Origin of the sequence: Rhizobium sp. SL42, assembly GCF_021729845.1 — a bacterium.
Taxonomy (GTDB): Bacteria; Pseudomonadota; Alphaproteobacteria; order Rhizobiales; family Rhizobiaceae; genus Allorhizobium.
In genome coordinates this window covers 2,064,462-2,089,380 of record NZ_CP063397.1, presented here as the reverse complement: position 1 = coordinate 2,089,380, position 24,919 = coordinate 2,064,462, and the positions used below count along the sequence as shown (strand labels likewise).

The window sequence follows — 24,919 nt, the reverse complement described above, 5'->3', positions numbered from 1 at the left end:
CTTGTGCGCCGGCACCAGATTTGACAGGAAATCGGGGCCTAATTCTCCTCGCGACTTGCATCTGGGGGCTCTTCATGCAATGGCCAGCCAAACTCTCTTAGGATCGGAGGCACGGATGAGCCAGGCTGGCAAGAACGGTTTGACCTACAGCGATGCAGGCGTCGACATCGACGCTGGAAACCTGATGGTCGAGAAGATCAAGCCGGCCGTGCGTTCGACGCGCCGTCCGGGTGCCGATGGCGAAATCGGCGGCTTCGGCGGCCTGTTCGACCTGAAGGCCGCCGGCTTCAACGACCCGATCCTGGTGGCCGCCAACGACGGCGTCGGCACCAAGCTGAAGATCGCCATCGATGCGAATATTCATGACACGGTCGGCATCGACCTGGTGGCCATGTGCGTCAACGATCTCGTGGTTCAGGGTGCCGAACCGCTGCTGTTCCTCGACTACTACGCCACCGGCAAGCTCGACCCGGATCAGGGGGCAGCAATCGTTCAGGGCATCGCGGCCGGCTGCCGCGAGGCAGGCTGCGCGCTGATTGGCGGCGAGACCGCTGAAATGCCGGGCATGTATTCGCATGGCGACTATGATCTGGCAGGCTTTGCCGTCGGTGCGGCCGAGCGCGGCGAACTTCTGCCGGCCGGCGATATCGCCGAAGGCGACGTGATCCTCGGCCTGTCGTCGTCGGGCGTGCATTCCAACGGCTTCTCGCTGGTGCGCAAGATCGTCGAGTTGTCCGGGCTTGGCTGGGACGCCCCTGCCCCGTTTGCTGCCGACAAGACCCTGGGCGCTGCCCTGCTTGCGCCGACCCGCATCTATGTCAAGCCGCTCTTGAAGGCGATCAAGGAAACAAGGGCTCTGAAGGCGCTCGCCCATATCACCGGCGGTGGCTTCCCGGAAAATATTCCGCGCGTCTTGCCGAAGCATCTGGCAGCCGAGATCGACCTGTCGTCGATAGAGGTTCCGGCCGTGTTCTCCTGGCTGGCCAAGACCGGCGGCGTTGCGCAGAACGAAATGCTGCGCACGTTCAACTGCGGCATCGGCATGATCGTCGTCGTTTCGGCGGAAAACGCCGACGCGGTGACATCAGCGCTTCAGGCAGAAGGCGAAACCGTTGCCCGCCTCGGCCGCATGGTCGCGCGTGAAGACGGCGCGCATGGCACGATCTACAAGGGCACGCTCGCCCTATGAGCCAAACCCGCAAGCGCATCGCTGTCTTCATCTCCGGCAGCGGATCGAACATGCTGGCGCTTGCAAGAGCCTGCGAGACGGCCGGTTTTCCGGCCGAGATCGTTGCGGTGTTCTCGGACAAGCCGACTGCCGGGGGGATTGCCAAGGCGCAGGCACTTGGCATCGCCACACATGTTTTCGAGCGCAAGGACTATACAAGCAAGGCTGAGCATGAGGCGGCCATTCTGGCTGCCCTCGACGCTGCCTCACCGGACTTTGTCTGTCTGGCGGGCTATATGCGTCTGCTGTCGGGCGAATTCATCCAGCGTTACGAGGGCCGGATCCTCAACATCCACCCGTCCCTCCTGCCGCTGTTTCCCGGTCTTCACACCCATCAACGCGCGCTCGACGCCGGTGTCATGGTCGCCGGGTGTACCGTGCATTTCGTCACCGAGGGCATGGACGAAGGTCCGGTCATTGCCCAGTCGGTCGTACCGATCCTGCCCGGCGACACGGCCGAAGATCTTGCCGCACGCGTACTCACCGTCGAGCATTCGAGCTATCCGCTGGCCCTGCGCCTGGTGGCCGAAGGCAAGATCCGCATGCTCGCCGATGGCAAAGTCGAACGCCAAACCTATCTCGGCGACCCGGCGGCACAACTGATCAGCGCCTGACGTTCAGACAGTCCATACCGCGCGGAGACTGCGGTAGATCGTATAGGTGGCAAGGATCGAATCGCCGCCGCCCAGAAATCCAAGCGAGAAACCGACGACGCTACCGGAGCCAATGGCGGGGAGAAGCGTGCCTGTCACGAGAGTTGACCGGCAGCACAGCGATCATGCGTGATCATGCCGGCCGGCACGGAGACGCCAAAAAGGACGATGGCCCAACAACCCATCGGCGGGGCGGCAACCACCAGCCCCGGACACAGACCGCCAAGCCCCCAGCCCAAGCCGAAGATCACCGAGCCACGCAAAAGCGGCAGATCTATCTTCGTCTGCTTCGGAATATGGAAGCATCCTGCCAGGAGCGGACGCGCCATCCTCTTCACAAGCAGCATGGCAGCCAAGGCGACGACCGCCTTTGTCTCGCGGCTATAACCTTGGGCCAGCCGTCCGACTATGCCACTGATACCGGCAATGCGGCCATTCAGGACGAGCGGCAGGATGGCGGAAAAACCGATCAGCGCGGCGGCGGTCAACGATTGCAGGTATTGCGTGATCTGTGGGCCTCAGGCGGGCATGTCCTCTGCGCAGAAGATGGCGTACAGGGCCGCTACAAGCTTGGCGGTTTTTGCCTCGACCAGACGGTAGAAGATCTGCTTGCCCTCCCGGCGGGTCTCGACAATTCCCGCATCGCGCAGGACGGTGAGTTGCTGGGACAGGGTTGGCTGATGGACATCAAGCCTCTCCTCCAGTTCCCCAACCGCATATTCGCCCTGCGCCAGCGTGCACACCAGCATCAGGCGGACGGGATGTGCCAGCGTCTTCAGGTGGCTTGCGACGTTTGCTGCCCGTGTTTCCATGAGATCAGGGCTCATCGTCGTGCGATGTCGGAATTCCAGCACGTTCACCACTTGGCTCCCGTCAATGCATCCAGCGGGATCTTCAGATATCGCCGACCATTGCTTTCGGGTTCAGGCAACCGGCCACCGCGCACATTGACCTGCAAGGCATGCAGGATCAGCTTCGGCATCGCCAGAGTGCGGTCGCGCGCCTGCCTGAGATCGATGAAGGCCTGCTCGCTGATCCCGGCGAGATGCGTATTTGTCAGCTTCTGCTCTCCAACCGTGCTTTCCCAGCGGGGATGGCGGCCGCCCGGCTGGTAGTCATGACCGGTGAAGACACGGGTCTCGTCCGGCAATGCAAGGATATCCTGGATCGAGTTCCAGAGGGCCTGGGCGCTGCCGCCGGGAAAATCGGTGCGGGCCGTACCGCTGTCGGGCATGAAGATCGTATCATGCACAAAGGCGGCGTCACCAATGACATAGGTGATCGAAGCCAGGGTATGCCCCGGCGAAAACATCACTTTTGCGTCGATCGAACCAAGCTTGAAATGTTCGCCCGGCTTGAACAGGCGGTCCCAATAGGAACCATCGGTGCGCAGTTCCGGCCAGTTGTAGATGTCCTTCCACAGAGCCTGCACCTCCACCACATGATCACCGATTGAGGTCTGCGCACCTGTCTTCGACTTCAGATAATGTGCGGCGGACAAATGATCGGCATGCGGATGGGTATCGAGGATCCACTCGACCGACAGCCCATGTCTTTCGACATAGGCCAGAATACGGTCGGCATTGTCGGTCGAGGTCTGTCCAGATTTCTCGTCGAAATCCAGCACCGGATCGATGATGGCGCATTTGCCGGTCTCGGGATCGGAGACGACATACTGAACGCTCCAGGTGCGCGGATCAAAGAAGCCCTTGACCTGCGGGCGGCGGGCGGCACGCCGATCGAGAAAGGCGATGACGGCAGTCAGGTCCATGCCGTGGCGGTCGCCGAGGGCCAGAACCTGGTCCCGCGTCATGCGACCGTCCAGGACCTCGATGATGGCATAGAGCGCTAGCGCACGATGGCCGGTGCGGCAATGCGCAACCACGGGTCCCTTGCCCGGCGCGGTTGCCTCTGCGCGAAATGCATCGACATCGGCGTCGGTCAGTCCCGCCAAGGTCAGCGGCATGAAAATGTAGGATAGTCCGGCCTCCGCGGCTGCGTCCTTTTCGGCCCGCGTGCCGATTGCGCCTTCCTCGCCTTCCGGGCGGAGATTGACGAGCGCCGAAAAGCCCGCCTCCCCCAAGCGCTCGATCTCTGCAACAGAAGGCTGGGCGGCAATGCAAAGTCGGTCATTGATACGTGTGGCGAACATAGAAATATCCCCAATGATCAATATATTAAAATGCATACTGTTATTGGTTGCGCCTTCAAGTCAATCGGCTTCCGGCTTCCCTCAACATCATGCACGCGTAAAGCAAAGATTAACCAAGATCGTACAACCTGAAACTGTCTTCTTCGTTCGGGATTCAGTGATGATATATGCGACCCGTTTCCGGCCAACTTTGACAACTGCCCTGTTGCCCACTCTCCTGCTGGCAATGCCGGTGGCGGCCGCTGCGCAGGAGCGGCTTTACACGTCGTCTGACGGCGCGGTCTCGTTTCAGGCCGGTCTTGGCATCGCCAACATCAAAGCCGGCGAATACGTCTATGATGGCGACCACAAGCTTAGCCAGCTCGATTGGGAGAGCAAGGGCGTGAAGGTCGGCACTCTCGGCACCGAGATCGAGCTTGGCTACAATTGGCGTATGAAGGGTCGCATCGATGTCGGCTTCGGCGGCAATGGCGAGATGGAAGACCGCGACTGGATGGACTATTCGAACGACGACTGGACCCATCAGTCGCTGCATCCGGACACAAAGCTCGACCACTATGTCAACGTGACGATTGAGGCGGATCGCGCGCTTGTCGACAACGGCTCAACCCGCATCGCACTTGGCGGCGGCGCCGGCTATACCGACGTCAAATGGAAAGCCTATGGTGGCAGCTATATCTACAGCTCCAGCACCAGTTCGCTCTACGATACCACCGGCACGTTCGACCCCGATGAAAAGGGTATTAGCTATCGCCAGAAGATACCGGTCGCCTATCTGAGTGCGAGCGCAGAGCAGACGGTCGGCGCGTTCAGCGTCTCCGGCAGCATGCGCGGCGGCGTTGCCTTTGGCTTTGACGGTGTCGATGACCACTGGATGCGCGATCTGCGCTTTTTTGACGAGGTCAAGATAGCTCCGATGGTCGGGGCAACCGCCTCAGTCGACTATCGGTTCCTGCCGATGGCATCGATCTATCTGTCTGGCAGCTTCGACAAAATGTTCGAAGGGAAAGGCGACACGCGCGTGGTTCATACGCCGACCAGCCTTCAGGCGATCTTTGCCGACACTGCCGGCGCCGACTACCAGGTGATGTCGGTATCGATGGGCCTCAAGGGCCGGTTCTGAAAACGTGCACGATTGCTTCAGCTGGCGCCCTTCGCTGATTGCAGGGCCGCCCATTGCAGCAACATGATCGTTTTCGCATCGACAATCTCGCCGCGAGCGATCATCGCCAGCGCCTTGTCGAACGGCAGTTCTACCACTTCCAGGTCTTCCTTCTCCTCGACAAGTCCACCACCCTCTGCAACGCGATCCGCATCCACGACCGTGGCGTAAAAGCCGTGCAGCTTCTCCGTCACCGATCCAGGCGACATATAAGGCGCGAATGCCTTTCGAACCGATGCGACCCTGTAGCCGGTTTCCTCATAGGCCTCGCGGATGGCCGCTTCCTCCGCCGTCTCGCCATCGTCGATGAAACCGGCTGGAACCTCAAGCAGGAAAGGATGATCACCCATCAGATGGGCGGGAATCCGCAACTGCCGCACAAGCGTCACGGTATTCGTCTCGATATTGTGCAGCAGAATGCCCGCGGCCTCAAACCGATCGAAGACTTCCCATTCGTGACGATGCGGCTTTCGACCTTCGCGGAAGAAATCGAAGGTGACGCGGCGCAGGTGGCTCCAGCCCTTCCACAGCGTCTTGTCCTCGACGATGGAAATGCTGCTCTTGTCAAAAATGCTCATGATGAGATGTCGTGCCTATCAATGTTCGGCGGTGGCGCCCGGATTCCTAAACGGTGCGGAGCCAGACCTTGTTGTCGTGAAAGGCCGCGCCACCATGGGGAGCGGCAGCATCGGCACCGGTCAGGACATTGATGCCCTCGCCGTCGAGGTGCGACTTGTTCGGCCACAGGCCTTCGGCGACCAGAACGCCGGCCTTGACCGCCTCGGTAACCTTGGCGTGGATGCGCAGCTCACCGCGGCCGTTGCCGATCCGGACGACGTCACCGTCATTTATCGCCAGAGCCACGGCATCGGCAGGGCTGACCATGACTTCAGGGCGGCCTTCCTTGTCGCGCGAGGTCTTGGTCTCGGCAAAGGTGGAGTTGAGGAAGTTGCGCGCAGGCGATGTCGCCAGCCGGAAAGGATGCTCCGCATCGGCAAGTTCGATCAGGTCGACCTGGTCCGGGAAAACCGGCAGCGCCTTGACCGGTCCAAACGAACCGAGGACGGCCGGCGGCTTGTTCGGCGCCGGCGTACCTTCCCAGTCCGGCCTGAAGCGGAACTTGCCGTCCGGGTGGGCAAAACCTTTGAGATAGTGCGCGTCCTCGAAGGCCGGCTGGCAATCGAGCCATTTTTCCTCGGCCAGCGTATCAAAGTCGGGCTTGCCACTGACTTGCAGCATATGCTCGATATGCTCGCGTTCGGTCAGACCGAAGCCTGGGCGGTCAGCCACTCCGAGGCGCCTTGCCAGTTCCTCGATGACGAAGAGATTGGTGCGCACGTTATCCGGCGCATCGACCAGCTTCGGTCCGAGCAGGATATGGCTCTGGCCGCCGCCGCGATAGATGTCGTCATGCTCGACGAACATGGTCGCCGGCAGCACGATATCGGCAAGCTCCGCCGTCTCGGTCATGAATTGCTCGTGCACGGCAACGAACAGGTCGTCGCGCAGGAAGCCCCGCTTCACCAAGCGCTGTTCGGGCGCAACGTTGATCGGGTTGGTGTTCTGGATGATCATGGCGGTGACGGGGCCGCGATGGCGTAGCGCCTCGGCGTCGCCCGTCAGCACGCGGCCGATCTGCGACTGGTCGAGCATGCGGATATCGGGATCGACCATGGCCGTGCCCATGAGATCCGCCTTGTTCAGCTTGAATATATCGCTGTTGGAGTGGAATGCCCCGCCGCCTTCATGCTGCCAGGAGCCCAGGACCGTGGCGAGCGAAAGCGCCGCATGCATGGAAACGGCACCGTTGCGGCTGCGGGTGAAACCATAGCCGAGGCGGAAGTAGGTCTTCCTCGTCTGGCCGACATGGCTGGCGAAGGCTTCGATCTCCGCAACCGTCAGGCCGGTGATGGCCGCGGCCCATTCCGGCGTCTTGTCCTTCAAGTGCGCTTCGAGGCCCGCCGGATCATCGGCGAACTTCGCCATATAGGCCCGGTCGGCATAGCCGTCGCGGAAGGCGATGTGCATGGCGGCGCAGGCAAGTGCCGCGTCGGTGCCCGGCCTGACGATCAGCGCCATGTCGGCCTGCTTCATCGTCGGGTTTTCGTAGACATCGATAACGACGATCTTCGCGCCGCGATCCTTGCGGGCCTTGATCGCATGGGTCATCACGTTGACCTGGGTCGCAACCGCATTGGTGCCCCAGATCACCACACAATCCGACACGGCCATCTCGCGGGGATCGGGCCCGCGCAGCGTTCCCGTTCCCATCACATAGCCGGTCCAGGCCAGGTTGGTGCAGATGCTGCCGAAGAAGCCGGAGTAGCGCTTGGCATGACGCAGCCGTTCGATCGAATCGCGTTGCACCAGTCCCATCGTGCCGGCATAGAAATACGGCCAGACGGCCTCGCTGCCGTGCTTCTGCTCAGCCTTGACGAAAGCATCGGCAATCTCGTCGAGCGCCGTTTCCCAGGTCACGTCCTGCCACTGTCCCGCTCCCTTGGCGCCGGCCCGGCGAACCGGCTTCATCAAACGGTCGGGATGATAGAGGCGCTCGGCATAGCGGGCGACCTTGGCGCAGATGACGCCGGCCGTGTAGCTGTTTTCCGCGGCACCGCGAACGCGGCCAATCCGGCCGTCCGGCGTCAGATCGACATCGAGCGCACAGGTGGATGGACAGTCATGCGGACAGGCCGTATGACCAACGGAACGATTGCGGATGGGGCTCTGGATATTCATGCCATTTTTATAGGGCATGGCGTGAGAGCTCAAAAGCCCCATTCGCACAAATCATCAAAGCCATCGGAACCGTTCATGAATTATCGCCACATCTATCACGCGGGCAATTTCGCCGATGTCTTGAAGCATCTCGTACTGTCTCGGCTGATCGTCTATTTGCAGCAAAAGGACAAGGCTTTCCGGGTGCTGGACACCCATGCCGGGATCGGGCTCTACGACCTTTCCTCGGAAGAGGCGCAGAAGACCGGCGAATGGCTGGACGGTATCGCAAAGGTCATCGATGCGGAGCTGCCGGCCAAGGTTGCCGAAATCATGCAGCCCTATCTAGACGTGGTGCGGGCGCTCAATCCCGACCGCGCGCCAAATGGACCGCTGACATTTTATCCCGGTTCGCCAAAGCTATCACGTGATCTCTTCCGTCCACAGGACCGGCTTTCGGCGATGGAACTGCATCCCGACGATTCGCGCGCGCTGGCCCGCCTGTTCGAGGGCGACTATCAGGTTCGCGTGACCGAACTCGACGGCTGGCTGACGCTCGGCGCCCATCTGCCGCCGAAGGAAAAGCGCGGCATCGTGCTGATCGATCCGCCGTTTGAAATCGAAGGCGAATACGAGCGGCTGGTCGAGGGACTGGCCAAGGCACATCGCCGGTTCGCCAGCGGCGTCTATTGCCTGTGGTACCCGATCAAGAAGGGCGCACCGATCATCGCCTTCCATGACGCCTTGAAGGCGCTGGAGATCCCGAAAATGCTTTGCGCCGAGCTTGCAATCAAGAGCGACCGCGACCAGACCGGGCTTTCCGGCACCGGGTTGATCATCGTCAACCCGCCCTTCACGCTGAAGGACGAGCTGCATGCGGCCCTTCCGGAGCTGAAGCGCCTGATGGCGCAGGATCGATACGCGTCGCATCGTTGCTTCTGGCTGCGCGGCGAAGACTGAGACCGCGACCGAAGGGGTCTTACACCATGCGTTTCCATGCCGGATTTCTTGCGCTGGGCGCCATGACGATCGCGGCCCTGGTGTACGGCCTTGCTGGGGAATACGGCCCGGCCGACAGCACAACGGACGCCGTCGTCAGTGTGCAAAAGCCCGTTGCGGCGCCTTCGGAACCGAAGTCGGTCAAGCCACGAGTGGGCACCGACGCCAAGGTGCCGCAAGGCACCGGCTTCGACTTCTATGTCCTGTCATTGTCGTGGTCGCCGACCTTCTGTCAATCCAATGGCGCCAGTCGCAACCGCGAACAATGCGGGCAGGACAAGCGCTTCGGCCTGATCGTGCACGGGCTATGGCCACAATATGAGCGCGGCTTTCCCGAAAGCTGCCCGACCGACCAACCACAGCAAGTGCCCCGAAGCCTTGGACGCCAGGTGATCGACGTCATGCCGGGTATGGGGCTGATCGGTCATGAATGGCGCAAGCATGGCACATGCTCCGGGCTGGACATGGCGGATTATTTTTCGGTGCTGCGGCAGGCCTATGACAACGTCCGGATCCCGGATGTGCTTCGCGGCACGCGCCATCAAACCCGCACGTCGCCGCAAGCCCTGGAAGACGCGTTCATGGCGGACAATCCCGGACTGTCGCGCTCGGCAGTGGCCGTAACCTGTGATAACCAAAGGCTGGACGAAGTCCGCATCTGTTTCAGCAAGTCGCTCGAGTTTCGTGCCTGCCCTGAAGTCGACGCACGGGCCTGCCGGCGCTCAGAGTTGACAATACCGCCCTTACCGCAATGAAAACCAACAGAGACTGGAAACGCCGATGAAGCTGCTCTTCTCGCCAACCTCGCCTTATTCGTCGAAAGTCCGGATGGCGGCCCGCCATCTCGGCATCGCGATCGAGGAGGTTCGGGTCAATACTGCCGAAAACCCGCCGGAACTGGTGGAAACCAATCCGCTCGGCAAGATTCCGGCGCTGATCACCGACGACGGGGATGCCATATATGATAGCCGCGCCATCATGCACTACCTGCACCGCGTCGGCGGCAAGGCGCTCTACCCGAAGAAGGACAAGAAGCGCACGGAGGCGGAAGTGCTTGAGGCCCTTGCCGACGGCATCAACGACTGCCTGCTGGCGATCGTCTACGAGAAGCGTTTCCGGCCACCGGAACTGGTGAGCCAGGCGGCAATGGATCGCCAATGGGAAAAGGTCAATCGCAGTCTGGACTATCTGGATGCGCACCTGCCGAAGATCGGCAAGAAACTGCATGGCGGCCATTTTGCACTGGCTTCCCTGCTCGGCTACCTGATGCTGCGCTTCCCGGGAGAATGGGAAGGCGGCCGCACGGCGCTGACCGAATGGCCGGCCCGGTTTGCCAAGCAGTTCGAGGCCTATCCAGCGCTGCGTCCGAAAGCGTGAACCAGATAGAAGACAACAAAAAAGCCGGGGTGAAACCCCGGCTTTTTCGAAGATTGCTGATCGAGTGGATCAGAACTTGACGCCCATACCAACCTTGACGGAGTGGTCGTCGAAGCCCTTGGACACGGTGCCAGAGCTGAGTTCGAAATCGCGCTTCTGGTAGTCCGAGTAGCGGTATTCGACGCGAGCGGTGATGTTGTTGGTGACCATGGCTTCAACACCGGCACCAACCGTGTAACCGGCTGCAATGCGTTCGTCGTTAGAAGCACCGTCTTCCATCTCATGGTTGGCAACAGCCAGACCGGCCGTGCCATAGAGCAGGAAGGGGTTCATGTCGTAACCGACGCGGCCACGGAGCGAGCCGTTGACGCCCTGGGTGCCGGTCAGAGCCGCACCGTTTGCCGCAGTGCCGGCGCTGCCGTCTTCACCGCTGTAGCCGAGGTCGGCTTCAGCGCCGTATACGATCTGGCCGTTCTGCATGTTGTAGCCGCCGTAAACCGAGCCGCCGAGGCCCTTGGCGTCACGACCGTCGTTCGAACCGGTGAACTTGCCGAAGTCATAGGTGGCTGCGCCACCGATGTATGCGCCAGACCAGCTGCCGGCAGGAGCAGAGTAGCTTTCCGTCGCAGCCGGTGCTTCCGGGATCTGGTCGATCGCGTCAGCGGCCTGGACAGCCTGAAATGCGACGAGAGTGGTTGCAGACGCAATGAGCATCATCTTGAAGGTACGCATAAATAGTCTCCTTTCGGTTCTCGACCGCACTTACTAATAACCAACGGCGGCCTGAACGATATCTTGGGTATTCCCTGCCCGTTCCGACTGAACAAATGGACGCCAAATGAGGAATTGAAAGAGCCGAAATGTGAATTGTTTGTGGCAACCGCATGACGAAATTTGGATGTTGCTTCGGCGCAACAGGATATTTGTTAACCTTAATAAACTCTTTACACAGGAAAATGAAGTTTATCCAAATTTATATTTATGCTTCTCGAAGTATAATTTGCTGCAAATCGCAGAGAACAATTTCTCGTCCCCTGTTCAATTTTTCAATCGCCGCCATATATGCAGCGCAGCACATTGATTACCAAGGTTAAACCGAATGCAGCCGAGCATACCCAAAGCCGCCCTCGTGACCGGATCCGCCAAAAGACTTGGTCGTGTGATTGCCGAGGACCTTGCACGTCATGGTTTTGCCATCGCCCTGCATGCAAACACATCGATCGACGAATGCGCGGCACTGGCGGCAGCGATGCGGGCCGACGGACATCGAGTTACGGCGCTGAAGGCGGACCTTACCGATATTGCGGAGACCGCATCGCTGATCTCCCGGGCGGAGGCTGAAATCGGCCCGATCGGGCTGCTGGTCAACAATGCCTCGGTGTTCGAGGAGGACAATGCGGATGAATTCGATGCCGAGCGATTCGCAAAGCATTTCGACCTGCATGTCCGGGCGCCAGCCATCCTGGCGGCCGCATTTGCGAAGGCCCTGCCTGCGGCGCTGCCTGGCCTCATCGTCAACATCATCGACCAGCGCGTGCTGGCGCTGAAGCCCACCTTCTTTTCCTATACGCTGTCGAAATCCACTCTATGGACGGCAACGCAAACCATGGCGCAGGCCTTCGCGCCGCGAATCCGGGTCAACGCAATCGGCCCGGGGCCGACTTTGATTTCGGACCGGCAGCGTCAGGAAGACTTCGAGGCGCAGATCGACAGCCTGCCGCTGAAGCGCGGCCCCTCTCTTGAGGAATTCGGCCGCACCATCCGCTTTCTTTTTGACACGCCTTCGATCACCGGCCAAATGATTGCCCTGGATGGGGGACAGCATCTGATCTGGCCGGGATCGACGGGCGTGGAGATTGTTGAATGACCGGAGGAAAGCTGCCTGATGGCGGTGTTCTCTATGACGGAACCGAAGACGACGACGATGACGCCATCGTCGAGAATGATTCGGCTCGCCTGCCGCTCAGCATCGACTGGAACGAAGGCGACCTCAACGCGACCGACCTTACCGGCGCCGATCTGATCGCGGAATTTGTCAAACAATTGCCCAACAGCCCCGGCGTCTATCGGATGATGAACAGCGCGGGTGACGTTCTCTACGTCGGCAAGGCGCGCAGCCTGAAGAAACGGGTCAGCAACTATGCCCAGGGACGCCTGCATTCAAACCGCCTGACGCGCATGGTGCGCGAAACCACGCATATGGAATTCGTCACGACCCGGACCGAGGTCGAGGCGCTGCTTCTGGAGGCCAATCTGATCAAGCGGCTTCGGCCGCGCTACAACGTGCTTCTGCGCGACGACAAGAGTTTCCCCTATATCCTGATCACCGGCGACAGCCGGGCGCCGGCTATCTACAAGCACCGCGGCGCCCGCGCCCGCAAAGGCGATTATTTCGGCCCGTTTGCCTCGGCCACAGCAGTCGGCCGCACGATCAATTCGCTGCAGCGCGCCTTTCTGCTGCGCACCTGTACCGACAGCGTGTTCGAAAGCCGGACGCGGCCCTGCCTGCTCTATCAGATCAAGCGCTGTTCGGGTCCATGCACCCACGAGATTGATGACGCGGGTTACGCGGAACTGGTCTCGGAGGCCAAGGATTTCCTGTCCGGCAAAAGCCAGAACGTCAAGGAAGCCATGGCTCGTTCGATGAACGAGGCAGCTGAAGATCTCGATTTTGAGCGGGCCGCCGTGTTTCGCGATCGCCTCGCCGGCCTGTCGCATGTGCAGAGCCATCAGGGCATCAATCCGGCCGGCGTCGAGGAAGCCGATATCTTCGCCATTCATCACGAGGGTGGCCTGACCTGCATCCAGGTGTTCTTTTTCCGCACAGGGCAGAACTGGGGCAACCGTGCCTACTTCCCCAAGGCCGATCCGCAATTGACCGGCGCGGAAGTGCTGAGTGCCTTTCTGGCACAGTTCTACGACGACAAACCCTGTCCCCGGCAGATCCTCCTGTCGGAGGGGATTGACGAACAGGATTTGCTGGCTCTCGCCCTGTCTGAAAAGGCCGGGCACAAGGTCAATGTGCTGGTCCCGCAACGCGGCGAAAAGAAGGATCTGGTCGATCACGTGCTCGCCAACGCCCGCGAGGCGCATGGTCGCAAGCTTGCCGAGACAGCCTCACAATCACGCCTGCTGCAAGGCCTGTCCGAGACCTTCGCGCTGCCCTATGTGCCGCGCCGCATCGAGATCTACGACAACTCGCACATCATGGGAACCAATGCCGTGGGCGGCATGGTGGTCGCCGGGGCCGAGGGTTTCGTGAAGGGCCAGTATCGCAAATTCAACATCAAATCGACCGACATCACGCCCGGGGACGATTTCGGCATGATGCGCGAGGTGATGACACGGCGTTTCTCCCGCCTGCTGAAGGAAGAGGGAAAGCCGGACCGCACTGTCGCTCCGGACGACAGCGCGGATGCGCCCTTCCCCGCCTGGCCGGACGTCATCCTGATCGACGGTGGCCAGGGGCAGATGAGCGCGGTGCGCAAGATTCTTGAAGATCTCGACATCACCGACAGCGTGATTGCGATCGGCGTCGCCAAGGGCGTTGACCGTGACGCGGGCCGCGAGCGGTTCTTCGTCGCCGGCAAACCGGACTTCACCCTGCCGCCGCGCGACCCGGTGCTCTATTTCGTCCAGCGCATGCGCGACGAGGCGCACCGTTTTGCGATCGGGACACATCGGGCGCGCCGCAAGAAGGAAATGGTGAAAAATCCGCTGGATGAGATTTCCGGCATCGGTCCGACACGCAAGCGCGCGCTGCTGCAGCATTTCGGCACGGCCAAAGCCGTCTCGCGCGCCGCAATCGGCGACCTCATGGCGGTCGACGGCATTTCCGAGGCCGTCGCGCGCCTCATCTACAATCATTTTCACGAAAGCGCCGTCGAGTGACCGACACAGCGCAATTTGGCCGCAGAAAATGGTAAAAAGGAATCAGAATTCTTGAGTTGACGGTTTACCCGCAAACCCGTCATCTAGGCGTCGCATCTCTTTCAAAAGTCAGGGCATCATGGCATCGCGCGCATACAATATACCCAATCTCCTCACCTACGCCCGCATTCTGGCCGTGCCGCTGATCGTCGTCTGCTTTTTCATCGAGGGACGGCTGGAAAGCTCCGATTTTGCCCGCTGGACAAGCCTCGGGCTTTTCGTCGTCGCGTCTTTCACCGACTATCTTGACGGCTATCTCGCCCGCATCTGGAACCAGACGTCGAATATCGGCCGCATGCTCGACCCGATTGCCGACAAGCTGCTGATCGCCTCGATCCTGCTGCTGATGGCGGCTGACGGCACGATTGCCGGCTGGTCGCTCTGGGCCGCGATCACCATCCTTTGCCGCGAGATCCTCGTTTCGGGTCTGCGGGAATATCTGGCCGCGCTCAAGGTCAGTGTTCCGGTCACACGGATCGCGAAATGGAAGACGGCCGCGCAGATGGTGGCGCTTGCCTTCCTGCTGGCAGGCCCGGCCGGCGACAAGATCCTGCCCTACACGACAGAACTCGGCATCACGCTCCTGTGGATCGCGGCGATCCTGACAATCTACACCGGCTACGACTACTTCCGCGCCGGCGCCAAGCATATGGTCGATTGAAATGGTCAAGCTCGTCTATTTCGCCTGGGTGCGCGAACGGATCGGCAAGGGTGAGGAAGAGCTCGACCTTCCCGCCTCCGTCGTCACGGCCGGTGACCTGATCGCGCATCTGGCAACGCTTGGCGAAGGCTACGAATCCGCCCTGCAGTTCCCGAAGGCGATCCGCGTCGCGATCAATCAGGAACATGTCGAGCATGACGAGAGGATTGCCGGCGCGCGTGAGATCGGCCTGTTTCCGCCGATGACAGGCGGCTGAGATGACCGCCCTTGAGCCCGTCGAACCGGTCATCCGCGTTCAGCTTGAGGATTTCGATGCGGCTGTGGAAAGCAGCAAGCTAGCGCAGGGCCGACACGATATCGGCGCCCTGGTTTCGTTTGTCGGGCTCTGCCGCGATGAAGCGGGAAGCCTGCAGGCGCTGGAGCTTGAACACTATCCCGGCATGGCCGAGGCGGAAATGCTACGGATCGGCTCATTGGCGATCGAGCGCTTCTCCTTGCTCGGCCTCACGGCCATCCATCGGCATGGACTTATCGAGGCGGGCGAACAGATCGTGCTGGTGATTGCCGCAGCGACGCACCGGCAGGCCGCATTCGACGGCGCCAACTTCGTCATGGACTTCCTCAAAACATCCGCGCCTTTCTGGAAGAAGGAACATGGCAAGGACGGAATGAGCGGCGACTGGGTTGCCGCGCGAGATGCCGACGACACGGCCCGCGACCGCTGGACCAGCATTTCGGGTGTTTCGGACGTCACGGAATAACGCGCTCGCGGCGACTGACAATCAGGATCGCCACCAGAACCGTGATCACGACGGCATCGCGCCATACCATCGGCCCATACCCGCCCCACAGCGTTTCGGCGACACCGACGACCGCTGCACCCAATGCCGAGCGTAGCGGCACCGAATGGCCGCCGGCCGCAGCGATCAGCACGACTTTCAGGCCGAAGATCATGCCGGCGCCGAAATCCATCGTGCCGTAAAGCGCCGTCGTCGAGAGGCCCGCGATTGCGGCAACCAGGCTTGCTGCCACCAGCGACAGGACGAAGACCGCTCCGGCATCGACGCCGCAAAGCCTGGCGGCCAACGGATCCTCGCTGACGGCGTGCCACTGCCGACCGAGACGGGACCGAGTGAGCAGCGACTGACCGACGGCAATCACCAACAACAGCACGCAAACATGTACCAGTTGCATGACGGTCAGGCTGACGGAAAACCCATCGATCTCGGCGAGGATCACGCGCTGGCTGCCGATCGGCGGCAGCCAGAGGCTGCGCGTATCGGCGGCCAGCCGCGCGGTTTCGGACAGGATGATCACAACCGCCAAAGCGGCAACCAAGACGGCATTGCGTGCATGATCGTGGAGAGGCCGCATGACATGACGGGCAATCGTCCAGCCGGCCAACACGGCGTAGGCAAGACCAGCCACGGCGCCGAGACATAACGCGGCCGGCAAGACGAGATTGAAGCGATTCCAGCCGAATTCGACGAACAACAGCCCGACCTGCCCGGCAAAGGCAAACAGCGCACCAAAGGTGATGTCGGCCCGCCTGGTCATGCCGAAGCCAAGCGCATAACCAAAGGCGAGGCAGGCATAGAGGGCCGCCACCGGCACCGCATTCGACAATTGCTGCAACAGATAGCCCATGACATCCCCTCGCGACATTTATAACTGTCATTTCATGTTTTACCAGTTATAATGCCGTAATGGATTTCAGATGGACCGCACATCGTTTTACCGGGGGTGCATTGGCGCTAGATGTCGCCAATAGCGTAATCCTGCGGCATGAACCCGAACGCAGCCGCGACAGGTTCGCGATTGCCGCTCAACGGGACGGATTTGCGCAAGCAGCGTCGGAACTCTCGGCGGAACGGTTGCTGTTTGACCCTTTGCAGCCGGTCGATGCCGAAAACCTGGAAACCTTCCTGCAATTGCGCGAGACGATCGACTGTTATTTCCGTGGCCGCACGGCCGGCCATGACACACGGGACGCACTCGCCGATCTGCTCGAGGTGATCGCCAGAGCCTTGCGGCTTGCGCCATCAGAGGACAGCCTTGAATGCGCTACGGCCCGGTCGGCACTTAGACTTCTGGGCGAACCTGCTGCGGAGCGGATGAAGATCTGCGGCAATTGCGGCTGGCTTTTCCTCGATCGCAGCAAGAACAGAAGCCGCTACTGGTGCGACATGGCGGTCTGCGGCAACCGCGCCAAGGCGAACCGCCACTATCACCGCAAGAAGGATGCATCGCCATGAGGACGTCTCGCGCGAGGACGATGTGGCTGGCTCTGCTGTTCGGCGGTCTCGCCCTGCTTGCGAGTTGTCAGCGCGAAACCGAGGCGGAACCGTTGACCCTGACCGGCCGGGTGTTCGTCTTCAACTACCGCATAGCCCAAGCCAGCTACCTAGTGACCCTCGCCCGCAATGCGCCTCTGCCGGAAGGCAGCCTTGCCGAGACAATCTTTGAAAATCCGGCCGGCGGCGCGCCGATCACCACCCGGACAAAGATCTTCCCTTTCTGGGACAAGATCTCACTAGACAGCCCACCAGTGCATTGCGTCGTCAAGGACAGGCCCTATGCGGTGACGATCCGCATACTCGATGGCCAGAACCGGCTGATCCAGCAGATAGACACAAGCATAGCCTCGACGCTCGACCAGAGCGTATTGCCGGCAAAGCCTCTGGTCGTCGGGCCGCTCTACACGCCGAATCCGGATGTATTCAAAGCCGACGGATCGACCGACTATGCAGCAGAAACCGGCTGTCCGGAGACGGCGTCAAAGGGGTGAGGTTCCGATAGCGGAACAACAAAAAACCGGAGCGTTGCCGCTCCGGTTTGATCAATGCAATCAGGTCTCTAAGGCGTGAGCCTCAGGACATGATTCAGCCGACGATCTCGGTGTCGGAGAACCAGTACTTGATTTCCTGAGCAGCGGTTTCCGGAGCGTCGGAGCCGTGAACCGAGTTTTCGCCGATCGACAGAGCGTGAGTCTTGCGGATCGTGCCTTCGTCAGCGTTCGCCGGGTTGGTGGCGCCCATGATTTCGCGGTTCTTCAGGATGGCGTTCTCGCCTTCGAGAACCTGAACGATGGTCGGGCCAGACGTCATGCCTTCAACCAGTTCGCCGAAGAACGGACGTTCCTTGTGAACTGCGTAGAATCCTTCAGCTTCGCGGGTGCTCATCCAGACGCGCTTCGACGCGATGACGCGCAGACCGGCATCCTCGATCATCTTGGTGATAGCGCCCGTGAGGTTGCGCTTGGTTGCGTCCGGCTTGATCATCGAGAAGGTGCGTTCAATCGCCATCAGTCTCATCCTTGTTTGTGTCATCGGGAAAGTGGGCGGTATCTAACCGCCCCGAATCACGAAAACAAGGGGGATCTGCGAATTTCACAGCTCCGTCACATTCGCGAGCGCGCGGATAAGACCATTGCGACGCCGTCTCTTCAAGCAATCGCGCGGGCGGCGCCCTCGTAGAGGTCGAGGCAGCGCTCGAACCATTGCGCCACCGGGTCATCCGCCGGGAGATGCAGCGATCCGCTGGTCAGACGGAGCCATTGCAACGCACCGAACAGGATGTAGTCGGCAAACAGCGGCGTCTCGCCGCCGACGAAAGGCTGGAAACCGAGCATATGGCGCATGGGCAGCAGGCGTTCCGGCAGCAGCGCGATCGCCTCGTCGCGGCTGGCCCTGATCTCCTCGAGCGTCTTGCCCAATCGTGCTTCGCGGCTGGATCGGAAATACGCCTGATCATCCGGAGCAAGCATGGAATGGATGTCCGACAGGGCAATGCGGGTAATCACTGGATGCACCAGCGTCTGGCAATACCCCTCAATGAGACGAGCCGATGCCTTTCCACCCTCACCGCCAAACAGGCTCGGCTGATCGGGATAGGCCTCTTCCAGATAGAGTGCGATCCGGAAACTGTCGGAGATCAGTTCCTGGCCGTCGCGCAGGACGGGAACGGTCTTCGAAAAGCCGTCTTCGACTTTGGGGATCGCCGTGAACGGCAGCGGCCTCTCCTCGAAATCAAGGCCCTTGTGGCGCAGGGCCATGACAATCTTCCAGCAATGGGGCGAAAATGGCCGTGCTGCATCGGCGCCACAGAGCGAATAGAGGGTGCGAACCATGGTCTACTCCAAATTGAGATCAGGCGTAGACAAACCGAACAGGACGACAAAATCAAATCAGGAAATTTCATGGGTGCGATCACACCGACAAGGGCAATGTTCGGCTACCATGCGGCAAAGCATGAGAACTTGACGAGGCACAAGATGGATCACTATCGCATGTTCGCCGCCTACAATGCCTGGGCCAATATGTTGCTCTACGAGGCTGCCGCTGGATTGAACGAGGAAGAGTTGCACAGGGACACCGGCGCCTTTTTCCGCTCCCTCTTCGGCACTCTCAACCATCTCGTGACCGCCGACAGGGTCTGGCTGCACCGTTTTACCGGGCACGGCCCGCACCCGACATCGCTCGACGCCCGTGCCGCTGACACGTTTGCGGATCTTTGGGCGGCGCGACGCGAGGAAGATGCCCGCATCACGGCCTTTGCCGAGAGCCTCACGGCCGAAGCGCTTGCGGCGACATTTCACTACAGCCCGATCACCAAGCCGGAACCCGTCTCGCACAAGCTGGGGCCCGCGGTTGCGCATTTCTTCAACCACCAGACCCATCACAGGGGGCAGGCGCATATGTGCCTGACGGTTCTTGGCAAGCCAAGTCTCAGCCTGGACATGATCTATTTCGTCCGTAGCGCCGGGCTTTCCTTCCTCTGACGATAGAAAAGCCGCGGGATCAGGTCAGACCCCACGGCTCTTATTCGTCACGTTTTGGCGGGAAAGGATCAAGCGGCTCGGCGGGTCTGCGGCCGCATGGCGGCGCTGGAGAAGCGCCCCATCAATCCTTCCAGCGTTTGCGTCTCATGAACCAGTTGCTGGATTGCGGCAGAGGATTCCTCGACCATGGCCGCATTCTGCTGAGTGTTGCGGTCGATATGGCCGATCGCTGCATCGATTTCGCTCAGGCCAACGGCCTGGTCACGGGCCGCCGCGACGATCTTGACGATCTCGGTGCTGATCGCGTTGACCTCCTTGGAGATATTGCTCAACGCATCACCGGCCTGATCGACGAGGGCGACACCGGCTCGAACCTGGTCGCCGGAGGCGTTGATCAGGGTCTTGATCTCCTTTGCTGCCGTGGCCGAACGCTGGGCCAGTTCGCGGACCTCCTGGGCGACGACGGCAAAGCCCTTGCCGGCCTCGCCGGCACGGGCAGCCTCGACGCCGGCATTGAGCGCCAGCAGGTTGGTCTGGAAGGCAATCTCGTCGATCACGCCGATGATGTTGGAGATCGACTGTGACGACTGCTCGATCTGGCTCATCGCGGACACCGCATCGGTGACAATCGAGCCGGAACGCTCGGCGCCGCTGCGCGCCTGTTCAACCATGCGACCAACGGCTTCGGCGACCTGCGCCGTCTGCTTGACCGTCGTCGACACGCCGGAAAGCGCGCTTGCGGTTTCCTCGATCGAAGCGGCCTGGCGCTCGCTGCGCGACGAGAGGTCGTGGTTAGCCTGACCGATCTGGCTAGTGCCATTGCGGATGACCTGCGCAACCTGGCCGACCTGGCCAACAACGGATTCGAGGTTTTCCACGGAGCCGTTGAAGGAGGTGCGCAACTCGTCCAGCTTGCCGGGGAACGCCGTGTCGATCCGACAGGACAGATCCCCGCCGGACAGGCGGGCCAGTGCAGTTGCCAGCTCCGACACGACCAGTTGCACAGCCTCGGCTTCACGTGCTTTGTCGGCCTCGCGCTGCACACGCTCCGCTTCGGCCGCGGCATCGGCGCGGCGTGCATGATCCGCCATGCTGGTCGCTTGATTCTGAGCGGCCGTGGCGGCCTCGACAGCCTTGTCGGATGCGACGAAGGCGCGAACCACTGCCGAGGTCAGCGCGATCAGGACACCGCTCTGCAGGACGAGGACAACCGCATGCAGAACGACACGGGAGAATTCCGATTCACCGGGAAAGACGGCCAATGGCATGGCGAGGAACAGCATGACGTGGTGTACCGCCACCAACGCCGCATAACCGACAATCGCGCGCCAATCGATCCAGGCGGCACAGATCGCAAGGCTTGCGAAGAAGTACATGTGGATGTCGACCTGCAGCGGCGAACCGGAGAAGTCATAGACCAGCATCGCCACCGTTGCCGCGTGAGCGATCGACGTCAGTATGCGGGTCGATGGCCCGGTGCGGTCTTGCAGCCAGGCGAGCGTCGCGGGTGCCAGAACCAAAAGGGTGGCGACCACCGCAACCCAGTCCGGACCTTCCGGGCGTAAAAGATTGCGAAGCGCGATCAGGGCAAAGTTTACCCACAGCAGCGCGAATATGCCGACCGATGCGATCTGACGAAGTTTCTGCAACTCTTTCATTTCTATTGTCCCTCAAGGCAACCCACTGCCAAGTCATGATTGAGAACCAAGATTGCGCCCGCCTTGAACAAGCGCGAGGCGAAATCCGGGGCATCCGATTGCGCTACCGATATCCAGGAGTATCGACCCGACCAGACAAACCGACCGCCCGCTCCCGTTACCGCCGCCATATTGCCAACGGCATTGTCTGCCGGATTGGTCACGACGACGACAAACGGTCCCGTCGGGCGCGCGATGACGCCGATGAGAAGGATCGAGGCGAAGGTGAAATAGCTGGTGATCGCTAGTCTGGCCGAAAGCACGTCTGACCGTTTTCCTTTCCGGCACTGTGCTTCGGCAACGCGCGGCCAGGGCATCGGATGTTGAAATTCCTATGAGCATCAGCTTAGCCATCAGTTGGCTAATTTTTATTTAAAGATAACACGAATGACTGATATTTAGCCAAACCGACGCAACCGTAAGCAGTAAAAAGATTGGGTTAACCGCGTTTTCCGGGTCCTGGCCGCGTTTAACCATTTCACAAAGGGGAATCCGGTAGGCCTCATGCAGGCAGAGGATCTTTTGATGGGGGACGGGCAGATCATGGAAGCGGCACACCAGCAGGGGCATACGCGTTCCAGTGGAGCGGCGGGTGATCCATTGGCGAAGATCGCATCCTTCATGGCACGTCATGGCATTGCCGGCCTGCCGCGCAATTTCGATTTGGTGCACGAAGCGTTTAACGGACAAAACCCCGAGCTCGCACGCGAGCTTGCAGCGCTCGGTGCCCAACCCAGCCAAAACAGTCTCGATCAACTGGGCCTCAAGCACAGGCTTGCCGCCCACTGCGGCCTGCAGACGGAACGTCTTCACGCCGAAGCGTTGACGACCCTGTCGCGGATCAAGGACCAGATCACGCTCGGCCTGTCGCAGAAGCGCAGTTTTGCCCGGTCTGTAGAAACCGTCACGCAAGCGATCCAGGAAGACATGAACCAGGGTGTCGAGCAATTGTTGAGCGAGCTCGACCTGTTGACCTCGGTCGCAACCCAAATGGTGCAGGCGGAAACCTTGCTGGTAAGCGAGATTGCTAGTGGCATCGCCATACTGGCGCAGGCAGACCGGGCGGCACGCGCCGCCAAGGGACTTGCACTGCGTGACCGTCTGACCGGCCTGCCGAACCGGGTCGCCTTCCTGCAGCAGCTTGAAAGCCTCTATGGGGTCGAGGGTACCGGTGCTGCCCTGATCCTTATCGAGGTTCCCGATCTTGCCGGAATTCAGCACCAGTATGGCGAAGAAGCCGCAACCAAACTGATCAAAAAGCTTGCAACGATCTTCCGCAAGACGATCAAGAAACATGACTATGCAGCGCGCATCGAGATCGGCACCTTCGCCTTCCTGTTCACCGATGTCAGCGCGGATGACGCCCATGTCATCGCCGAGCGGCTTTACAGCGCGGCCGAAAACAACCTGGTTTTCGCCACGGAGAACAGCAATGACCCCGGCGGGCTCGCACTGGCAATCGGCCACGCCCTGAGCGCAGATACCCAGGACGGCTTGCAGTTGCTGGGGCTGGCGGAGACGGCGGTGCAGATGGCACGCGCCAATCCGCGCCAGCCGATCATCGGTCATCGTGCCGCAGGGCGACGGGTCGCCTGACGGCCAATCTGCCGGCCCGCTTGCCTTTGGCCGAAACATCGGCCAAAACGCCGCCATGATCACGATCAACGACATCTCTGCCCGCATCGCCGGGCGCCTGCTCATCGACCATGCCACCGTCTCGTTGCCCGCCGGCACAAAGGCCGGTCTCGTCGGCAAGAATGGCGCTGGAAAATCGACGCTGTTCAAAATCATCACAGGCGACCTGTCAGCCGAAACCGGCAATATCTCGATCCCGAGAAATGCGCGCATCGGTCAGGTGGCACAGGAAGCGCCGGGCACCGAAGAATCGCTGATCTCGATCGTGCTGTCTGCCGACAAGGAGCGGGCCGCCCTTCTCGCGGAAGCCGAACATGCGACCGATGCGCACCGGATCGCCGAAATACAGACGCGGCTTGCCGATATCGGTGCCCATTCGGCGGAAGCGCGTGCCGCCACGATCCTGTCGGGTCTGGGCTTCGACCACGCGGCACAGCAGCGCCCGGCCTCGTCCTTTTCCGGCGGCTGGCGCATGCGCGTCGCACTTGCAGGCGTGCTGTTTTCCGAACCCGACCTGCTGCTGCTCGACGAGCCGACCAACTATCTTGACCTGGAAGGTTCGATGTGGCTGGAAGACTATGTGCGGCGCTATCCGCATACGGTCATCATCATCAGCCATGACAGGGATCTGCTGAACACGGCGGTCAATGCGATCGTGCATCTTGACCAGAAGAAATTGACCTTCTATCGCGGCGGCTATGACCAGTTCGAGCGGCAGAAGGCTGAAAACGACGAGTTGCAGACCAAGGCCAAGGTCAAGAACGATGCGGCGCGCAAGCATCTGCAGAGCTTCATCGACCGCTTCAAGGCCAAGGCGACAAAGGCCAAGCAGGCGCAGAGCCGCGTCAAGGCGCTGGAACGCATGGGCACGGTTGCGGCCGTTATCGAGGATCATGTCCAGCCGATCAACTTCCCGGCCCCGGAAAAGCAGCCCGCCTCCCCGATCATCGCCATTGCAGGCGGCGTGGTCGGCTATGAGCCCGGCAAGCCGATCCTGAAGAACATCAATCTCAGGATCGACAATGATGACCGCATCGCGCTGCTCGGCTCGAACGGCAACGGCAAGTCGACCTTCGCCAAGTTCATCTCGGGCCGTCTGCAGGCCCAGGCAGGCGAACTGAAGCTCGCACCTTCCCTGAAGATCGGCTTTTTCGCCCAGCACCAACTGGACGACCTGATCCCGGACCAGACGCCGGTCGAGCATGTGCGGCGGTTGATGCCGACCGAACCGGAAGCCAAGGTTCGTGCCCGCGTCGCGCAGATGGGCCTGCTGACGGAAAAGATGGCGACGCCCGCCAAGGACCTGTCGGGTGGTGAAAAGGCGCGCCTGCTGATGGGGCTTGCGGCGTTCCATGCGCCCAATCTGCTGATCCTCGACGAGCCGACTAACCATCTCGACATCGACAGCCGCAAGGCGCTGATCGAAGCGCTGAACGACTACGAGGGCGCGGTCATCCTGATCAGCCACGATCGCCATCTGATCGAGGCGACCGTCGACCGTTTGTGGCTGGTCAACAACGGAACCGTCACCAGCTTCGACGGCGACATGGAAGAATACCGCAGCCTGATCGTCTTGTCGGGCAAGAAGTCTGCCGAGAAGGAAAAGACGGACGTCGGTGCCGAGCAGGTCAACAAGGCAGAGCAGCGCAAGGCTGCCGCAGACAGGCGTGCCAGCCTCGCGCCGTTGAAGAAAAAGATCAACGAAATCGAGTCGGTAACGAAGAAACTGGAGACGTTGATTCAGGCGCTTGACGCAGAGCTTGCGGATCCCCTGCTCTATGAAAAATCTCCGGCCAAGGCTGCCGAGAAGGCCAGACAGCGTGGCGAGGCGGCAGCCAAGCTGAACGCGGCGGAAGAACAATGGCTGGAACTGTCCGCCGAATATGAGGACGGCATGGCCGGCTAACTGCCGGCTTGCCCACGTTCA

At 60.8% G+C, this 24,919-nt stretch carries 28 protein-coding genes; 16 read left to right on the top strand and 12 right to left on the bottom strand.

Annotation, left to right across the window (positions count from 1 at the left end; all coding sequences use genetic code 11):
• Positions 1-115 precede the first annotated feature (115 nt).
• Positions 116-1,189, top strand: coding sequence for a phosphoribosylformylglycinamidine cyclo-ligase (gene purM / locus IM739_RS09840; RefSeq protein WP_237367641.1), 1,074 nt, complete (start codon positions 116-118; stop codon positions 1,187-1,189).
• A complete protein-coding gene (gene purN, locus IM739_RS09835; RefSeq protein WP_237367640.1) occupies positions 1,186-1,842 on the top strand; it encodes a phosphoribosylglycinamide formyltransferase in 657 nt (218 codons plus the stop codon). The genes purM and purN overlap by 4 nt, the downstream gene beginning before the upstream one ends.
• A 3-nt stretch (positions 1,843-1,845) precedes the next feature.
• Here purN and IM739_RS24045 read toward each other — a convergent pair whose 3' ends face one another.
• From IM739_RS24045 to blh, 4 genes are read right to left on the bottom strand one after another with little or no spacing between them, the layout of a single operon-like run.
• Positions 1,846-1,980: a hypothetical protein gene (locus IM739_RS24045; RefSeq protein WP_272911304.1), complete on the bottom strand. Its 135-nt coding sequence runs from the start codon at positions 1,978-1,980 to the stop codon at positions 1,846-1,848.
• Positions 1,977-2,369: a DUF6691 family protein gene (locus tag IM739_RS09830; RefSeq protein ID WP_237367639.1), complete on the bottom strand. Its 393-nt coding sequence runs from the start codon at positions 2,367-2,369 to the stop codon at positions 1,977-1,979. The genes IM739_RS24045 and IM739_RS09830 overlap by 4 nt, the downstream gene beginning before the upstream one ends.
• 30 nt (positions 2,370-2,399) lie before the next feature.
• Entirely contained in the window at positions 2,400-2,708 is a 309-nt protein-coding gene (gene bigR, locus IM739_RS09825; RefSeq protein WP_237371029.1) for a sulfite-sensing transcriptional repressor BigR, read from the bottom strand.
• 29 nt (positions 2,709-2,737) lie between these two features.
• Positions 2,738-4,033, bottom strand: coding sequence for a bifunctional sulfur transferase/dioxygenase Blh (blh, locus tag IM739_RS09820; RefSeq protein WP_237367638.1), 1,296 nt, complete (start codon positions 4,031-4,033; stop codon positions 2,738-2,740).
• 160 nt (positions 4,034-4,193) lie between these two features.
• Here blh and IM739_RS09815 point away from each other — a divergent pair, with 160 nt between their 5' ends.
• On the top strand, positions 4,194-5,156 hold the full coding sequence (locus tag IM739_RS09815) for an omptin family outer membrane protease (RefSeq protein ID WP_237367637.1): 963 nt from the start codon (positions 4,194-4,196) through the stop codon (positions 5,154-5,156).
• Positions 5,157-5,173: 17 nt separating this feature from the next.
• Here the strand turns inward: IM739_RS09815 and IM739_RS09810 are convergent, their stop codons facing one another.
• Both IM739_RS09810 and IM739_RS09805 read right to left on the bottom strand, forming a co-directional pair.
• Positions 5,174-5,773 carry an NUDIX domain-containing protein gene (locus tag IM739_RS09810; RefSeq protein ID WP_237367636.1) on the bottom strand — a complete coding sequence of 200 codons (600 nt, stop codon included), beginning with the start codon at positions 5,771-5,773 and terminating at the stop codon, positions 5,174-5,176.
• Between the two features lie 46 nt (positions 5,774-5,819).
• Positions 5,820-7,934, bottom strand: a complete 2,115-nt coding sequence (locus IM739_RS09805) for a molybdopterin-containing oxidoreductase family protein (RefSeq protein WP_237367635.1) — start codon at positions 7,932-7,934, stop codon at positions 5,820-5,822.
• A gap of 75 nt (positions 7,935-8,009) precedes the next feature.
• Between IM739_RS09805 and IM739_RS09800 the strand changes: the two genes are divergently transcribed.
• The 3 genes from IM739_RS09800 to IM739_RS09790 are packed head-to-tail and all read left to right on the top strand — an operon-like array spanning position 8,010 to position 10,289.
• A complete protein-coding gene (locus IM739_RS09800; protein ID WP_237367634.1) occupies positions 8,010-8,873 on the top strand; it encodes a 23S rRNA (adenine(2030)-N(6))-methyltransferase RlmJ in 864 nt (287 codons plus the stop codon).
• Positions 8,874-8,899: 26 nt separating this feature from the next.
• Positions 8,900-9,667 (top strand): ribonuclease T2, encoded by a 768-nt coding sequence (locus IM739_RS09795; protein ID WP_237367633.1) that lies wholly within the window; start codon positions 8,900-8,902, stop codon positions 9,665-9,667.
• A 25-nt stretch (positions 9,668-9,692) separates the two neighbouring features.
• On the top strand, positions 9,693-10,289 hold the full coding sequence (locus IM739_RS09790; protein WP_237367632.1) for a glutathione S-transferase family protein: 597 nt from the start codon (positions 9,693-9,695) through the stop codon (positions 10,287-10,289).
• Between the two features lie 69 nt (positions 10,290-10,358).
• On the opposite strand, the gene IM739_RS09785 is transcribed toward IM739_RS09790, so the two are convergent.
• Positions 10,359-11,021 (bottom strand): outer membrane protein, encoded by a 663-nt coding sequence (locus IM739_RS09785; RefSeq protein WP_442981038.1) that lies wholly within the window; start codon positions 11,019-11,021, stop codon positions 10,359-10,361.
• A gap of 367 nt (positions 11,022-11,388) precedes the next feature.
• Between IM739_RS09785 and IM739_RS09780 the strand changes: the two genes are divergently transcribed.
• The 5 genes from IM739_RS09780 (at position 11,389) to IM739_RS09760 (ending at position 15,641) form a co-directional block, all read left to right on the top strand.
• Entirely contained in the window at positions 11,389-12,156 is a 768-nt protein-coding gene (locus IM739_RS09780) for an SDR family oxidoreductase (RefSeq protein WP_237367631.1), read from the top strand.
• On the top strand, positions 12,153-14,180 hold the full coding sequence (gene uvrC / locus IM739_RS09775; protein ID WP_237367630.1) for an excinuclease ABC subunit UvrC: 2,028 nt from the start codon (positions 12,153-12,155) through the stop codon (positions 14,178-14,180). Before IM739_RS09780 ends, uvrC begins: the two co-directional genes overlap by 4 nt.
• Positions 14,181-14,298: 118 nt before the next feature.
• Entirely contained in the window at positions 14,299-14,880 is a 582-nt protein-coding gene (gene pgsA, locus IM739_RS09770; protein ID WP_007608954.1) for a CDP-diacylglycerol--glycerol-3-phosphate 3-phosphatidyltransferase, read from the top strand.
• A gap of 1 nt (position 14,881) precedes the next feature.
• Positions 14,882-15,136, top strand: a complete 255-nt coding sequence (gene moaD / locus IM739_RS09765) for a molybdopterin converting factor subunit 1 (protein ID WP_237367629.1) — start codon at positions 14,882-14,884, stop codon at positions 15,134-15,136.
• A 1-nt stretch (position 15,137) separates the two neighbouring features.
• Positions 15,138-15,641: a molybdenum cofactor biosynthesis protein MoaE gene (locus IM739_RS09760; RefSeq protein ID WP_237367628.1), complete on the top strand. Its 504-nt coding sequence runs from the start codon at positions 15,138-15,140 to the stop codon at positions 15,639-15,641.
• Here the strand turns inward: IM739_RS09760 and IM739_RS09755 are convergent.
• Entirely contained in the window at positions 15,631-16,527 is an 897-nt protein-coding gene (locus IM739_RS09755) for a branched-chain amino acid ABC transporter permease (RefSeq protein ID WP_237367627.1), read from the bottom strand. The two genes, IM739_RS09760 and IM739_RS09755, sit on opposite strands and share 11 nt — an antisense overlap.
• Positions 16,528-16,586: 59 nt before the next feature.
• On the opposite strand from IM739_RS09755, the gene IM739_RS09750 reads away from it, so the two are divergent.
• Together IM739_RS09750 and IM739_RS09745 are read left to right on the top strand one after the other, a co-directional pair.
• The gene (locus IM739_RS09750) at positions 16,587-17,135 is read left to right on the top strand and encodes a CGNR zinc finger domain-containing protein (protein ID WP_237367626.1); all 549 of its coding nucleotides are present in this window, start codon (positions 16,587-16,589) and stop codon (positions 17,133-17,135) included.
• Complete coding sequence (locus tag IM739_RS09745; RefSeq protein WP_237367625.1) at positions 17,132-17,668, top strand: hypothetical protein; 537 nt, start codon at positions 17,132-17,134, stop codon at positions 17,666-17,668. Before IM739_RS09750 ends, IM739_RS09745 begins: the two co-directional genes overlap by 4 nt.
• 94 nt (positions 17,669-17,762) lie before the next feature.
• On the opposite strand, the gene ndk is transcribed toward IM739_RS09745, so the two are convergent.
• A complete protein-coding gene (gene ndk, locus IM739_RS09740) occupies positions 17,763-18,185 on the bottom strand; it encodes a nucleoside-diphosphate kinase (RefSeq protein ID WP_237367624.1) in 423 nt (140 codons plus the stop codon).
• A gap of 140 nt (positions 18,186-18,325) precedes the next feature.
• A complete protein-coding gene (locus IM739_RS09735) occupies positions 18,326-19,009 on the bottom strand; it encodes a glutathione S-transferase family protein (protein WP_237367623.1) in 684 nt (227 codons plus the stop codon).
• 144 nt (positions 19,010-19,153) lie between these two features.
• Here IM739_RS09735 and IM739_RS09730 point away from each other — a divergent pair, with 144 nt between their 5' ends.
• Positions 19,154-19,660 (top strand): DinB family protein, encoded by a 507-nt coding sequence (locus IM739_RS09730; protein WP_237371027.1) that lies wholly within the window; start codon positions 19,154-19,156, stop codon positions 19,658-19,660.
• A 68-nt stretch (positions 19,661-19,728) separates the two neighbouring features.
• Here the strand turns inward: IM739_RS09730 and IM739_RS09725 are convergent, their stop codons facing one another.
• Positions 19,729-21,318 carry a methyl-accepting chemotaxis protein gene (locus IM739_RS09725; protein ID WP_237367622.1) on the bottom strand — a complete coding sequence of 530 codons (1,590 nt, stop codon included), beginning with the start codon at positions 21,316-21,318 and terminating at the stop codon, positions 19,729-19,731.
• A gap of 2 nt (positions 21,319-21,320) precedes the next feature.
• The gene (locus tag IM739_RS09720; RefSeq protein ID WP_237367621.1) at positions 21,321-21,620 is read right to left on the bottom strand and encodes a hypothetical protein; all 300 of its coding nucleotides are present in this window, start codon (positions 21,618-21,620) and stop codon (positions 21,321-21,323) included.
• 262 nt (positions 21,621-21,882) lie between these two features.
• Here IM739_RS09720 and IM739_RS09715 point away from each other — a divergent pair, with 262 nt between their 5' ends.
• Together IM739_RS09715 and abc-f are read left to right on the top strand one after the other, a co-directional pair.
• A complete protein-coding gene (locus IM739_RS09715; RefSeq protein ID WP_237367620.1) occupies positions 21,883-22,953 on the top strand; it encodes a GGDEF domain-containing protein in 1,071 nt (356 codons plus the stop codon).
• Between the two features lie 55 nt (positions 22,954-23,008).
• Positions 23,009-24,898, top strand: coding sequence for a ribosomal protection-like ABC-F family protein (abc-f, locus tag IM739_RS09710; protein WP_237367619.1), 1,890 nt, complete (start codon positions 23,009-23,011; stop codon positions 24,896-24,898).
• Positions 24,899-24,919 lie beyond the last annotated feature (21 nt).